Raw genomic sequence first — 12,554 nt, 5'->3', positions numbered from 1 at the left:
CGCGAACTAACCCTCCCCGGGCCGGAACGCGCCGAGGTCTCGCAGATCAGGCGCCGAGGACGCGGTCCGTGTAGGGGTTGGTGAAGATGCGGGTGGGGTCCACCCGGTCGCGGACGGTCAGGAAGTCGGTGAAGCGGGGGTAGACGGGGGCCAGGGACTCGGCGTCGCGGTAGTGCAGCTTGCCCCAGTGCGGGCGACCCGCCAGGTCCCTGGCGACCTCCTCGAAGGCCCGGAAGTACGGCTCGTACGGCACGCCGACGTACTGGTGCACCGCCACGTACGCCGACTCGCGCTGGTAGCCGTGCGACAGCCAGATGTCGTCCGGGCCGGTGAACCGCACCTCGACCGGGAACTGCACCTTGTCGGGCAGCCGGTCGACCACCCGGCGCAGGCCGGCCAACGCCTCGGGCAGGGCGGCGCGCGGCAGGCCGTACTCCATCTCGGTGAACCGGACCCGGCGCGGGGTGCAGAAGACCCGGTCGGAGCGGGCGGTGTAGCTGCGGGCGGTGAGCGCGCGGGCGGCCACCGCGTTGACCGTGGGGACCACGGCCGGTACGGCCCGGCCGAGCCGGCTGGTGAGGCCGAACACCGTGTTGGACAGGAACTCGTCGTCGAGCCAGCCACGGAACCGGCTCAACGGCCGGTCGTCGACCGGCACCCGGTTGTTCGCCTTGACCTGCACCCGGTCGGTGTACGGGAACCAGTAGAACTCGAAGTGGTCGTTGTCGGCGATCAGGGCCGGCAGGTCGGCCAGCACGTCGGCCAGCGCCGCCGGCCGCTCCTGCGCCCGCAACACGAACGCGTCGACGCAGCGCAGCGTCACCTCGACCAGGATGCCGACCGCGCCGAGACCCACCCGGGCGGCGGAGAACAGGTCCGGGTCCTCGGTCGCCGAGCAGTGCCGCACCTCGCCGGTGCCGGTGACCAGGGTGAGTGAATCGATGAACGTGGACAGGCAGCCGTACCCGGCGCCGGTGCCGTGGGTGCCGGTGGACACCGCTCCCGCGACGGTCTGCACGTCGATGTCACCGAGGTTGGGCAGGGCCAGGCCGTGCCCGGCCAGCAGCTCGTTGAGCGTGTGCAGGGACATCCCGGCCGGTACGGTGACCAGCTTCTCCGCCGGGTCGACGCGGACCTCGGTGGCCAGCCCGGTGAGCTCCATCCGCAGGTCGTCGGCGTGGGCCGCGGCGGTGAACGAGTGGCCGCTGCCGACCGCCTTGATCCGCCGGCCGGCCGAACCGGCGTACCGGACGGCGTCGACCACCTCGGCGACGCTGGACGGGCGGACCGCGACGGCGGACGCGCGCTGGTTGCCGGCCCAGTTCGACCAGTCCGACCGGCCGCCGGTCGGGAAGCCGCCGTCGGCCGGGACGTCAGGGTGCGATCCGGTCCCGGGCATCGACCCTCCTGAGATGAATGAGAGCTGTCTTCATATCAGGGAGATACGGAATCAGTAAATACCGCAAATCTCCCTCGCTCGTTAATCCCGGTAAGGTTCCGAACTCGCAACATGCCGGGCTTCTGCCCAGCTGGGGCATTGATCGTGAAAGGGAGTGGCGAGGAGTGGCCACATCAACCGCCACGACCGGTCCACTGCGCCGAGTCCCTGTACAGGGCCGCAGTGTCGCCCGGGTGCAGCGAATGCTCGACGCCTGCGCCGAGTTGGTCGACGAGGTGGGGTACGAGGGTCTCACCACGACCCTGCTCGCCGAGCGGGCCGGCGTCGCGATCGGCTCGGTCTATCAGTTCTTCCCGGACAAGCGGGCCATCGTGCAGGCGCTGACGCTGCGCAACATGGAGGCGTACCTGCAGCGGCTCGCCGACCGGCTGGCCGAGGGCGACCTCACCGACTGGTGGGACGGCGTCGCCGCCGGCATCGACGAGTACATCGACATGCACCGGCAGGTGCCCGGTTTCCGTACCCTGCACTTCGGCGACGTGGTCGACCTGCACCTGCTGGACGAGGACCGGGACAACAACGGCGTCATCGCCGAACAGTTGGTCCGGGTGCTGGTTGAGCAGTTCGGCATCGCCGACTCGGAGCGGCTGCGGTTCGCGCTGGAGATGGCGGTCGAGGCCGCCGACGCGTTGATCCAGCTGGCCTTCCGCCGGGACGTCGAGGGCGACCCGCAGGTGCTCGCCGAGGCGCGCGCGCTCATCCGGGAGTACCTGCACCGGCACGTCGACCCGCCGGCGCCGGCACCGACCGGCCAGGATTCCGCCGCGGCCGGTGCCGTCGCGCCGCAGCCCGCCGGCTGACCGTCAGAGGAAGGCCTGGCCCTCGCCGCGGTAGGTCGGCACGGTGTCGACGATCCGGTCGCCCTCGACCAGGTGCAGCTCGTTGACGTGTTCCACCAGCTCGCCGGCCTTGGCGTGGCGGAACCAGACCCGGTCGCCGACCGACAGCCCGTCGGCGGCCGGGCCGGCGAGCGGGGTCTGCACCTCGCCCGCGCCCTCCGTGCCGACCAGCCGGAGCCCGGCCGGCAGCCACGGGCTGGGCAGCCGGCCCGGTTCGGCCGGACCGGAGGCGATCCAGCCGCCGCCGAGCACCGTCACCACACCCCGGGTGGGCCGACGGACCACCGACATCGCGAAGAAGGCCGACGGCGTCGGGCGCCAGGCCCGGTAGCCGTCGAACAGGGTCGGCCCGTACAGCCCGGAGCCGGCGGTGATCTCGGTGACCGCCGGGTCCGCGGCGGTCAGCGCCATCGAGCCGGTGCCGCCGCCGTTGACGAACTCCAGGTCGGCGTGCTCGCGTACCGCGGCCACCGCCGCCGCGCGGCGACCGAGCAGTTCCCGGTACGACCGGCGCTGCAACGCCCGGATCAGGGTGCCCCGAGCCGCCCGGCCGGGTGGCGCGTCGCCCATCCCGGCGATCTGCGCCTCGTACGACATGACACCGACCAGCCGGAAGCCGCGCCGGGCGGCGATCGTGGCGGCCAGCGCGCCGGCGTCGGCGGCGGAGTGCACCGGTGACCGGCGCACCCCGACGTGCAGCCGGCCACCCGGACCGCCGCGCAGCGGCCGCCAGGAGGCGTCCAGGTCCAGGCAGAGCCGCAGTTCGGGGCGCCGGTCCGGGCCGACCGTCGCGTCGACGAGGTCGAGCTGGTCCGGGCTGTCCACCATCAGGGTGACCGCCGCGGCCAGCTCCGGGTCGGCCGCCAGCTCGGCCAGCGCCGCGCGGTCGGCGGTCGGGTACGCCACCACCACGTCCCGGCTGACGCCCGTCCGGACCAGCCAGCTCGCCTCCGGCAGGGTGTACGCCAGCACGCCCAGCCAGCCGGGCCGGGCCAGCACCCGGGACAGCAGGGCGCGGCAGCGTACCGATTTGCTGGCCACCCGGACGGTCTTGCCGGCCGAACGGGCGACCAGGGCGTCCGCGTTGGCGTCCAACCCGGTGAGGTCGACGGCGGCCAACGGCGGGTCGAGGTGTCCGGTCGCCCGGTCCAGGCGGGTACGGAGGGCGTACCGGTCGGTGGTCATTACCGCACGGTAGCCGGAACGTGATCGATACGGAACGCCCCTCGTGCGTGGCCCGGGACCCCACGGGCCCGACCAGCCCCCTACCCTCGGCATCAGGGGAATGTCGGGGGCGGAGCGCACCGTGTCCGCGACTACAGTGAAGCCCGGGGGAGCCCGAACGACGGGCCGGACGGGGAGCCCAGCGATGGGCCGGCACGTGGAGGTACGGCCATCGACACCAACAACCCGCCGGGGACAGCCGGCCGGCCGGACGGCGACGACGCGCTCGCCGGCCCGTCCGTGTCGCCGCAGCCCACCGCCCCGGTCGACCGCTCCGGTATCTCCGCCCTGCGGTCGGTGCTGCGCATCCGTCCCTTCCGCCGGCTCTGGATCGTCCTGGGTGTGGCCTCGTTCGGCGACTGGCTCGGCCTGCTCGCCACCTCGGTCTTCGCCGCCGCCCAGGTCAACGGCAGCACCGCCAAGGGCGTCGCGTTCGGCGGCACGATCGCGGTCCGGCTGCTGCCGGCGCTGGTGCTCGGGCCGGTGGCCGGCGTGCTGGCCGACCGGTTCGACCGGCGCTACACCATGGTCATCTGCGACCTGTTGCGGTTCGTGCTGTTCGCCTCGATCCCACTGGTGGCGCTGCTCGGGGCGCGCGGCGGCGTGGTCGTCGGCTGGGCGGCGATCGCCACCTTCCTGATCGAGGCGGTCACGCTGATCTGGATCCCGGCCAAGGAGGCCGCGGTCCCCAACCTGATCCCGCGGACCCGGCTGGAGACGGCCAACCAGCTCACCCTGATCACCACCTACGGGCTGACCCCGGTGCTGGCCGCGGTCGGGCTGTCGGCGCTTGACGCCAGCGTGCGCGGCCTGCCGGCCCCGGACTGGGCCAACCCCGCCCAGTTGGCGCTCTTCTTCAACGCGCTGTCCCGGCTGGCCACCGCGCTCGTGGTGCTGCTCGGGATCAAGGAGATCAGCGCCACCGGCCGGGGCGGCAGCGCGGGACAGCCCGAGCAGGGGGTGGTCCGCCAGTTCGTCGAGGGCTGGAAGTTCATCGGCCAGACCCCGCTGGTCCGCGGCCTGGTGCTGGGCATCTTCGGCGCGTTCGCCGGCGGCGGCATCGTGATCGGCACCGCCAAGTTCTTCACCGCCTCGCTGGGCGCCGGCGACGCCGCCTTCTTCCTGCTCTTCGGCGCGCTGTTCGTCGGCCTGTCGGTGGGCATCGGGCTCGGCCCGCTCACCGTCAAGGAGATGTCCCGGCGCCGCTGGTTCGGGATGAGCATCGTGCTGGCCAGCGCCTCGGTGCTGGTGCTGGCCGCCTCGATCCACCTGTCGATGGCGATCCTCGGCGCGATCCTGGTGGGCGCCGGTGCCGGGATGGCGTTCCTCGCCGGCACCACCCTGCTCGGTGGAGAGATCGCCGACGACGTACGCGGGCGGGTCTTCGCGGTCGTGCAGACCGGCACCCGGCTGGTGCTGATGCTGGCGATCTCGCTGAGCAGCGTGCTGGTCGGCGTCGGCGGGTCCCGCCAGTTGCGCATCGCCGACCTGGGCGTCTCGGTCTCGTCCACCCGGCTGTTGCTGCTGGCCGCCGGCATCGCCGGGATCTTCGCCGGGATGAGCGCGTTCAAGCAGATGGACGACAAGCCCGGCGTCCCGGTGCTGGCCGACCTGTGGGGGTCGATCCGGGGTCGCCCGCTGGTGCAGGCCGAGCCGTTCGCCTCGCACGGGCTCTTCGTGGTCTTCGAGGGCGGCGAGGGTGCCGGCAAGTCGACCCAGGTCACCGCGCTGGCGCAGCGGCTGCGGCGGCAGGGCCGCGAGGTGATCGTGACCCGGGAACCGGGCGCGACCGAGGTCGGTCAGCGGATCCGCGGCCTGGTGCTGGACGGGCCGACCGGCGCGCAGGCGCTGTCCCCCCGGGCCGAGGCGCTGCTGTACGCCGCCGACCGCGCCCAGCACGTCGCCACCGTGGTCCGTCCGGCGCTGGGCCGGGGCGCCGTGGTGATCAGCGACCGGTACGTCGACTCGTCGCTGGCCTACCAGGGCGCCGGTCGTACGCTGCCGGTGGACGAGGTGTCCTGGCTGTCCTCCTGGGCCACGGGTGGGCTCAAGCCGGACCTGGTGGTGCTGCTGGACGTCGACCCGGCCACCGGTCTGGCCCGGGTCGCCGCCCGGGGCGCCGGCACCGACTTCGTGGAGAGCGAGGCGCTCGACTTCCACGAGCGGGTCCGGTACGCCTTCCTCGACCTGGCCGCCAGCGACCCCAAGCGCTATCTGGTGCTGGACGCCTCCCGCCCGGTCGACCAGATCGGGTCGGTGATCGGCGGGCGGATCGAGACGCTGCTCAGCGACCTGGACGCGTTCGTCCACCCCGACCCCGCCAAGCAGCCGGACACCTCGGTCCAGCCGAAGTTATCCGCCGCGGAGTTGGCCTACCGCCCGCCGCCCGACGGCGTGCCGGCCGGGCGGATCGTGGCCCAGCCGACGTCGGACGGCGCCGACGCCTCGTGGACCGGCGGTGAGCTGGAACGGCGGCCCTGATGGGATCCGTCTTCGCCGACCTGGTCGGTCAGGACGAGGCCGTCGACACCCTGCGCCGGGCCGCGGCCGGCGCGGCGGAGATCCTCCGCGCCGACGCGACCCGGGCGGACGCCGGGTCCGACCCGTCCCCGGTCGCCGACCCGCCCTCGATCGCCGACGCGGGCACCGGAGCGGCCACGACGGAGGCCGGGACGGCCAACGCGATGACGCACGCCTGGATCTTCACCGGGCCGCCCGGTTCGGGCCGGTCGGTGGCCGCCCGGGCGTTGGCCGCGGCGCTGCAGTGCGTGCACGGCACCGGCTGCGGGGACTGCACCGGCTGCCACACCACGCTGGCCGGCACCCACGCCGATGTGCGGTTCGTGGTGCCGGAGGGGCTCTCGATCAGCGTCAACGAGATGCGCGCGCTGGTGCTGCGGGCGGCCAGCACGCCGGCCGGTGGCCGGTGGCAGGTGGTGGTGATCGAGGACGCCGACCGGCTCACCGAGGCCGCCGGCAACGCGTTGCTCAAGGCGATCGAGGAACCGCCACCGCGTACCGTCTTCCTGCTCTGCACCCCGTCGACCCACCCGGACGACATCTCGGTGACGATCCGGTCCCGGTGCCGGGTGGTGCCGCTGCGCCAACCGCCGGCCGAGGCGGTGGCCGAGGTGCTGGTCCGGCGGGACGGGATCGCGCCCGACGCGGCGGCCTGGGTCGCCGCCGCCGCGCAGGGGCACGTGGGCCGGGCCCGCCGGCTGGCCCGGGACCCGGAGGCCCGTCGGCGCCGGGAGGCGGTGCTGGCCGTGCCGCGCCGGCTGACCGGGGTGGGCGCCTGCTTCGACGCCGCGTCCGCGTTGATCGAGGCGGCCGAGGCCGAGGCGGCCGCGTCGGTGGCCGAGGCGGACACCAGCGAGCGGGCCGCCCTGGAGACCGCGCTGGGCGCCGGCGGCACCGGTCGGGGGGCGGCCGGCGCGATGCGGGGCGCCGCCGGACAACTCAAGGACCTGGAGAAGCGGCAGAAGTCGCGGGCCACCCGGGCGCAGCGGGACGCGCTGGACCGTGCCCTGGTCGACCTGGCCGGGTTCTACCGGGACGTGCTGACCGTGTCGATGCGGGCGCCGGTGGCGCCGGTGCACACCGACACCGCGCCGCTGGCCCGTACCGCGGCCGAGAAGTGGAGCGCCGAGAGCACGCTCCGGCGGTTGGAGGCGGTGCTCGCCTGCCGTACCGAGATCGAGGCCAACGTCAAGCCGCGGATCGCCGTCGAAGCGATGATGCTCGCCCTCTGGCGCGGCTGACCCGGCCCGCGCCGGCGGGGTCGGGGGTCCGGCCCGGCGCGGGGTGGATCCACCCCGGCGCGGATCCACCCCGGCGGTGCGCGTGGTACAGACGCGGTACAGATGGTCGCGGAGGGTTCACCCGCCGCTGATCGACCGGTACGGTCCGTCCGGTAGTGCCACGGAAGCGGCACATTCCGCGCGTTCGGCGTGCACCGGTGCGGCTGGCAGGAAGGCCGGAATCCATGGGGCGGGAGATCGACGAGGCCTGGATCGAGGAGGCGGTCGAACGCTACCGCCGGATCGAGTCCCTGCGGGCCGAGTTCGACAAGGCGGTGCACGGCGTCGAGGTGACCGTCCGGTCCCCGGACGGCACGGTCGAGGTGGCGGTCAGTGCCGCGGGGACCATCACCGACGTACGCATCCTCGGGTCCGCCGGGCGGTCCAACAGCGACCTGGCCCGGTCGGTGCGGGCCGCGGTCACCGCGGCGGACGACGCCGCCCGGTGGGCGCGGGAGAAGCTGCGGACCGAGACGTTCGGCGACTACCGGCCGTTGGGGGAGTACTGAGGTGAACGGTCTCGTCAGGCGCGCCGACCGGCTCGACGAGGCGGCGGCCACGCTGACCGCCGCCGGGCACGCCGTCGTGGGCGGCCCACCCGACCCGGCCGACCTCGCCGCCGACCACCCCGGCCGGCCCGGCGAACTGGGTCGCGAGTTGCACGGCCGGTGGCTCGCCGCACTGGACGCCCGGGAACGGGAGGCGCTCGCCGCGGCGGCCCGGCTCGCCGAGGTCGCCGCGGCCGTCCGGACCGCCGCCGCCGGTTACGCAGACACCGACGACGACACCCGGCGGCGACACGACCGGGAGGCGTGATGGACGCGCTCGACCAGCTCGCCGGGCCGGCCGCCGAGCTACTCGGCCGGGTCGACGACCTGCTGGCCCGGGTCGGTGCCCCGGCCGACCACCGGATCTGGCCGCTGGTGCGCCGGCTGCGCGTCCTGCCCGGGGACGCGGCGGGCGCGGTCACCGCGCTCCGCCCGGCCGCGCTGGCCCGCGCCGGCCACGCCGTGCGCACCCTGATCCGCGAGTACGACGACGCCGGCCGGGCACTCGGCGACGACGGTTCGTGGGGCGGTGCGGCGGCCGACGCGTACGCCGCCCGGCGGACGGCGCTGGCCGAACGGCTGACCGACGGTCCGGACAGCCTGACCGGCCGGATGGCGGCCACCGCCGGGTACGCCGAGGCGGTCGCCGACTGGGCCGCCGACAGCCGTACGGCCTTGGCGTACACCCTGCTCGACGTGCTGGCGTCGGCGGAGGCGATGCTCGTGGTGACGGCCGACGGGCCGGACGACCGGCCGGGCCGGGCCGCGGCCGAGATCGGTGCCCGGGTGCTGGCGACCGTCGCCGAGTCGTACGACGCGGGTGAACGGCTGCTGGCGCGCTGGGGACCGGACCTGACCGAACTGCCCCCACCGCGGCCGGTGGAGGCGGTGAGCGACTGGGACGGCACCACCTGGATAACCGGCTGACCGTGGCCGGAACAGCCGACGGCGTCGCGCTCGGGAGCGCCGTACCCCTCGGCAAGCTCCGGCTGCGACGCCGCGGCCCCCTCGCGCACCCCCCGCGGGCCTGGCTACCACTCAACGCTGTTCACCGATGTTTGTCTTCGTTTGAGGAGCGCTTTTGCCCGGACGGTCGGCGGCAACGAGACGACCGGTCGGCGGTCCCCGCCGAGCGGCGAGCCCGGACGGACGCCCGCCCGGCGTCGTATGGTGGGCGGATGGGCATGCTCTGCGCGGTCAGCTTCAACCGGTACGGCCGCCTGTACTACCTCGACCCGGGTGACCTGCGCCCCGCCGTCGGCGACCGGGTGCTGGTGCCCACCGACGACGGACCCGAGGTGGCCGAGTGCGTCTGGGCCGCCCAGTGGGTCAGCGACGACACCAGCGGTTTTCCCCGGCTGGCCGGCCTGGCCGGCGAGCAGGACCTGCGCCGGGACGAGGCGCTGCGCCGCCGCAAGGCCGAGGCGAAGGTCGCCGCCAAGCGGCTGATCCGCGAGCACGGGCTGCCGATGAAGGTGGTCGCCGTGGACCACGTCTTCGAGTCGGTCGGCCCGAACGGCGGCAACGGCGGCGCCCGGACCACCATCTACTTCACCGCACCGCACCGGGTGGACTTCCGATCACTGGTCCGTGACCTCGGCGCGACCCTGCACTGCCGGGTCGAGCTGCGCCAGCTCTCGGCCCGCGACTCGGCCCGGGTGCAGGGCGGGATCGGGCCGTGCGGGCGGGACCTGTGCTGCGCGACCTTCCTGACCGACTTCGAGCCGGTGACCATCCGGATGGCCAAGGACCAGGACCTGCCGCTCAACCCGCTGCGCATCTCCGGAGCGTGCGGCCGGTTGATGTGTTGTCTCAAATATGAACATCCTTTGTATCAAAATTTTCAGGCGTCGGCGCCGGCGGTCGGCACTCGGGTCAGCACCCCGGAGGGTGACGGCCGGGTGGTCGGCCACAGCGTCCCGCGCGACTCGGTCACCGTCCGGTTGGACGCCGACGGCTCCCGCTGCTCCTGCTCCCGCGCCTCGGTCTGCGCCCCCCGCCAGGCCCACGACGCCCACTACACCCCCTAACCCCACCCACCCACCGCCGGCCGCACCCCGGGCCTCCTCGGTTGATCATGAAGTTGTTGTCACCCCGCCCGGCGTGTCATGACAACAACTTCATGATCAACGGGGGTCTTGGGACTGGGGGCGGTTGGGGGGCGAAGCCCCGGTGCCTGGTTGCCGCCAAGCGCCGGGGCTTCGCCTATTCGGGAAGGAGGGTGGTCACTGCGCCGGGATCACCGGCTTCTTGAAGGGTGGCCAGGCCAGGAAGCGGTCGAACATCGCCCGTGGGCTGGGTGCGTCGCCCGGGTTGAGGCGGTAGAGGTCCCGCATCGCCTCGTGCAGATCGCCGGCCATCCGGATGGACAGGCCGACCGGGTCCCGCTCGTGGGTGGCCTTGAGGTGGAGTCGGGCGCTCGCGCACGGCCAGGGCTGCGCGTCGACCCGGCAGACCCACATCGGCCTGCGAGGCTGGTGGGCGGCGAGGGGCGCTGGCTCCCGGAGGTCGGGGACCAGGCTCGCGGATTCCGTCGCGGCGGGGTGCTCAGTCACTGCCGTACCCTCGTCGCTGCTCGGCCAGCACGCTCACCAGAGGTCCCCGTTCGTCCGCCATCTCGGTCCGGACGCCGGGCGGGGAGGCTCGCTCCGGCGGGGCGGGTCGGCGGCGAGCCTGGCCGCCATCCGTTCGTTCATCCACACCGGCTGCGGGCCGCCGGGCCGGCGCTGCGGGAGGCGTCGCCGCCGTCGCCGGTCGAGGAGCCGCCAGAGCCTGCTTGACCACATGTCTCACCATCCTTCGCGTCGACTGGACGGGGGCCGGCCCGTGAGGAGCCCGGACCGACCCCCGCGATCCCGCCCGTTCACACATCGGCCTGTCGCATCCCGCAGGCCCGAGCGGTTTCGCTGGGTCACAGTCTCGCTACGCTGAGCCTTATCCTGGAAGGGTTTGGGTTGAGTGCCGGAACGGTGTCCGGGGCTCGCCGGAGTCGACCTTCACCCCCTGGGAGCACTGTGGAAAGTGAGCGGAACCGCAATTTGGACATGATCCGTGCCCAGCTCCGGCGGATGAGGATGGCCGCGGGCATGAGTCAGGCCGACTTCGGTCGGCTCGTGCACTACTCGGACTCGATGGTCTCCGCGTTCGAGTTGGGCCAGCGCCCGCTGGACCGTCTTCTCCTGCTCCGGGCCGACGAGGTACTGGAGACGGGCGGCCTGCTGGTGCACCTCTACGAGGAGGCCGAGCGCAGCCGGGAGCCGGCCTGGTGGCGGACGTGGCGGGAGGCCGAGGAGGCCGCCGAGCAACTGCGCTGCTGGGTGCCGCACCTCATTCCCGGCCTGCTCCAGACCGAGCGCTACGCCCGCGCGATCCTGCGGCTGGACTGCGCGCTCTCCGACGCCGAGGTGGAGCGCCTGGTGGCTGGCCGGATGGAGCGGCAGAAGATCCTGACACAGGAGAATCCGGTTCAGTACGTGGCCGTACTGGACGAGGCCATGTTGCGGCGGACCGACGAGGAGTTCGCCGGGATCATGACCGAGCAGTTGCAGCACCTGCTGGCCTGCGCCGAGCGCCCGAACGTCACGATCCTGGCCATTCCGGCCAGCGTCACACTGCACATCGGACTGTCCGGTCCCTTCGTGCTGGCCCGGTCGGCGGAGGGCGAGTGGATCGGGCACCTGGAGAGCCAACTCGGCGGCGAACTGGTGCGCGGCGAGGCCGGGCTCGCTAGCCTGTTGCGGAGATGGGAGTACGTCCGCAACGACGCCCTTCCCTGGCGCCAGTCATTGGATCTGATCAAAGAGGTGGCGAACTCATGGACCTGACCGGAGCGCGGTGGCGCAAGTCGACCCGCAGCGGATCGAGCGGTGGCGACTGCGTGGAGGTGGCCGACAACCTCGGTGGCGTCGTCGGCGTACGCGACAGCAAGGACCAGGACGGTCCGGCGCTGGCCTTCTCGCCGGCGGCCTGGAAGTCGTTCGTCGAGCTGGCCAAGCAGCACTGACCGGCGGCAAAGAGGTGGCGGACTCATGGACCTGACCGGATCGCGGTGGCGTAAGTCGACCCGCAGCGGATCGAGCGGCGGCAACTGCGTGGAGGTGGCCGACAACCTCGGCGGCGTCGTCGGCGTACGGGACAGCAAGGACCAGGACGGCCCGCCGCTGGCTTTCTCGCCAACGGCCTGGAAGTCGTTCATCGAGCTGGCCAAGCAGCACTGACCGGCGCTACGGGAAGAGGCCCTCCGGCATCGCTCGGGGCCTCGTCTCGTTGCGCCGCAACCGTGCTCGAAGATTAAGCTCGTCGACCGGATGCGCCGGCCGGCGGTCGAACGGCGTTGATCGTCGATGCGACGGCAGCATGGGCAGCAGACTGGGCAGGTCTCGTCAGCTCAGTTCGTGCCGTTCGCCGTCGAAGTCAGCAACGATCTCGAGTTTGCCACCGAGTGCCGAGACGTACCGTTCGATAGTGCCAACTTCGGTAGCCGGCACCTCACCCTTCTCGATCGCCGCTACCCGCGGTTGGGAGACATGCATACGGTCGGCGACCTGACGCTGAGTCAGACCGCGGCTCTCGCGCATCTCGCGGAGCTTGGTGGCACGTACCTCCCCGAGCATCCGCTCTGTGTGCTCTGCGACCTTAGCCTCGTCCAGGTTCATCCGGGAGCGGGTATCCCGCCAACTGCGGA

The 12,554-nt window shown here is 73.2% G+C and carries 14 protein-coding genes; 10 read left to right on the top strand and 4 right to left on the bottom strand.

Annotation, left to right across the window (positions count from 1 at the left end):
* Positions 1–46: 46 nt before the first annotated feature.
* Positions 47–1,399 carry a D-arabinono-1,4-lactone oxidase gene (locus ACFOX0_RS18125; protein ID WP_377547277.1) on the bottom strand — a complete coding sequence of 451 codons (1,353 nt, stop codon included), beginning with the start codon at positions 1,397–1,399 and terminating at the stop codon, positions 47–49.
* A gap of 164 nt (positions 1,400–1,563) precedes the next feature.
* Between ACFOX0_RS18125 and ACFOX0_RS18120 the strand changes: the two genes are divergently transcribed.
* Complete coding sequence (locus ACFOX0_RS18120; protein ID WP_377547275.1) at positions 1,564–2,259, top strand: TetR/AcrR family transcriptional regulator; 696 nt, start codon at positions 1,564–1,566, stop codon at positions 2,257–2,259.
* 3 nt (positions 2,260–2,262) lie between these two features.
* Here the strand turns inward: ACFOX0_RS18120 and ACFOX0_RS18115 are convergent, their stop codons facing one another.
* Entirely contained in the window at positions 2,263–3,483 is a 1,221-nt protein-coding gene (locus ACFOX0_RS18115; protein WP_377547273.1) for an amino acid deaminase/aldolase, read from the bottom strand.
* A 336-nt stretch (positions 3,484–3,819) separates the two neighbouring features.
* Here ACFOX0_RS18115 and tmk point away from each other — a divergent pair, with 336 nt between their 5' ends.
* The 6 genes from tmk to ACFOX0_RS18085 all read left to right on the top strand — a co-directional run bounded on the left by tmk (position 3,820) and on the right by ACFOX0_RS18085 (position 9,900).
* Positions 3,820–6,003 (top strand): dTMP kinase, encoded by a 2,184-nt coding sequence (tmk, locus tag ACFOX0_RS18110; RefSeq protein ID WP_377547389.1) that lies wholly within the window; start codon positions 3,820–3,822, stop codon positions 6,001–6,003.
* Positions 6,003–7,283: a DNA polymerase III subunit delta' gene (locus ACFOX0_RS18105; RefSeq protein WP_377547271.1), complete on the top strand. Its 1,281-nt coding sequence runs from the start codon at positions 6,003–6,005 to the stop codon at positions 7,281–7,283. Before tmk ends, ACFOX0_RS18105 begins: the two co-directional genes overlap by 1 nt.
* 224 nt (positions 7,284–7,507) lie before the next feature.
* Complete coding sequence (locus ACFOX0_RS18100; RefSeq protein ID WP_377547269.1) at positions 7,508–7,831, top strand: YbaB/EbfC family nucleoid-associated protein; 324 nt, start codon at positions 7,508–7,510, stop codon at positions 7,829–7,831.
* Position 7,832: 1 nt separating this feature from the next.
* Positions 7,833–8,138, top strand: a complete 306-nt coding sequence (locus ACFOX0_RS18095) for a hypothetical protein (RefSeq protein WP_377547267.1) — start codon at positions 7,833–7,835, stop codon at positions 8,136–8,138.
* Positions 8,138–8,797, top strand: coding sequence for a hypothetical protein (locus ACFOX0_RS18090; RefSeq protein WP_377547264.1), 660 nt, complete (start codon positions 8,138–8,140; stop codon positions 8,795–8,797). The genes ACFOX0_RS18095 and ACFOX0_RS18090 overlap by 1 nt, the downstream gene beginning before the upstream one ends.
* A 251-nt stretch (positions 8,798–9,048) precedes the next feature.
* Entirely contained in the window at positions 9,049–9,900 is an 852-nt protein-coding gene (locus ACFOX0_RS18085) for a PSP1 domain-containing protein (RefSeq protein WP_377547262.1), read from the top strand.
* Between the two features lie 195 nt (positions 9,901–10,095).
* Here ACFOX0_RS18085 and ACFOX0_RS18080 read toward each other — a convergent pair whose 3' ends face one another.
* Entirely contained in the window at positions 10,096–10,425 is a 330-nt protein-coding gene (locus tag ACFOX0_RS18080; protein ID WP_377547259.1) for a hypothetical protein, read from the bottom strand.
* A 531-nt stretch (positions 10,426–10,956) separates the two neighbouring features.
* Here ACFOX0_RS18080 and ACFOX0_RS18075 point away from each other — a divergent pair.
* Genes ACFOX0_RS18075 through ACFOX0_RS18065 form a run of 3 tightly spaced genes read left to right on the top strand, consistent with a single transcriptional unit; the run spans position 10,957 to position 12,087 of the window.
* Positions 10,957–11,694 carry a DUF5753 domain-containing protein gene (locus ACFOX0_RS18075; protein ID WP_377547256.1) on the top strand — a complete coding sequence of 246 codons (738 nt, stop codon included), beginning with the start codon at positions 10,957–10,959 and terminating at the stop codon, positions 11,692–11,694.
* Positions 11,685–11,873: a DUF397 domain-containing protein gene (locus ACFOX0_RS18070; protein ID WP_377547253.1), complete on the top strand. Its 189-nt coding sequence runs from the start codon at positions 11,685–11,687 to the stop codon at positions 11,871–11,873. The genes ACFOX0_RS18075 and ACFOX0_RS18070 overlap by 10 nt, the downstream gene beginning before the upstream one ends.
* Positions 11,874–11,898: 25 nt before the next feature.
* Positions 11,899–12,087, top strand: coding sequence for a DUF397 domain-containing protein (locus ACFOX0_RS18065; protein WP_377547251.1), 189 nt, complete (start codon positions 11,899–11,901; stop codon positions 12,085–12,087).
* A gap of 165 nt (positions 12,088–12,252) precedes the next feature.
* On the opposite strand, the gene ACFOX0_RS18060 is transcribed toward ACFOX0_RS18065, so the two are convergent.
* The gene (locus ACFOX0_RS18060) at positions 12,253–12,525 is read right to left on the bottom strand and encodes a helix-turn-helix domain-containing protein (protein WP_377547248.1); all 273 of its coding nucleotides are present in this window, start codon (positions 12,523–12,525) and stop codon (positions 12,253–12,255) included.
* Positions 12,526–12,554 lie beyond the last annotated feature (29 nt).

This window comes from Micromonospora zhanjiangensis, from assembly GCF_042650605.1.
Taxonomy (GTDB): Bacteria; Actinomycetota; Actinomycetes; order Mycobacteriales; family Micromonosporaceae; genus Micromonospora_J; species Micromonospora_J zhanjiangensis.
Note: the sequence above shows the minus strand (reverse complement) of the source record. Positions and strands in the feature narration are given on the sequence as shown.

What these genes read in the sequence shown, in the direction of transcription:
- ACFOX0_RS18065 (WP_377547251.1), top strand. Translation starts at nt 11,899, where the DNA reads ATGGACCTGACCGGATCGCGGTGGCGTAAGTCGACCCGCAGCGGATCG.
- ACFOX0_RS18100 (WP_377547269.1), top strand. Translation starts at nt 7,508, where the DNA reads ATGGGGCGGGAGATCGACGAGGCCTGGATCGAGGAGGCGGTCGAACGC.
- ACFOX0_RS18075 (WP_377547256.1), top strand. Translation starts at nt 10,957, where the DNA reads ATGAGTCAGGCCGACTTCGGTCGGCTCGTGCACTACTCGGACTCGATG.
- ACFOX0_RS18085 (WP_377547262.1), top strand. Translation starts at nt 9,049, where the DNA reads ATGGGCATGCTCTGCGCGGTCAGCTTCAACCGGTACGGCCGCCTGTAC.
- ACFOX0_RS18115 (WP_377547273.1), bottom strand. Translation starts at nt 3,483, where the DNA reads ATGACCACCGACCGGTACGCCCTCCGTACCCGCCTGGACCGGGCGACC.
- ACFOX0_RS18060 (WP_377547248.1), bottom strand. Translation starts at nt 12,525, where the DNA reads ATGAACCTGGACGAGGCTAAGGTCGCAGAGCACACAGAGCGGATGCTC.
- ACFOX0_RS18070 (WP_377547253.1), top strand. Translation starts at nt 11,685, where the DNA reads ATGGACCTGACCGGAGCGCGGTGGCGCAAGTCGACCCGCAGCGGATCG.
- ACFOX0_RS18090 (WP_377547264.1), top strand. Translation starts at nt 8,138, where the DNA reads ATGGACGCGCTCGACCAGCTCGCCGGGCCGGCCGCCGAGCTACTCGGC.
- ACFOX0_RS18125 (WP_377547277.1), bottom strand. Translation starts at nt 1,399, where the DNA reads ATGCCCGGGACCGGATCGCACCCTGACGTCCCGGCCGACGGCGGCTTC.
- ACFOX0_RS18105 (WP_377547271.1), top strand. Translation starts at nt 6,003, where the DNA reads ATGGGATCCGTCTTCGCCGACCTGGTCGGTCAGGACGAGGCCGTCGAC.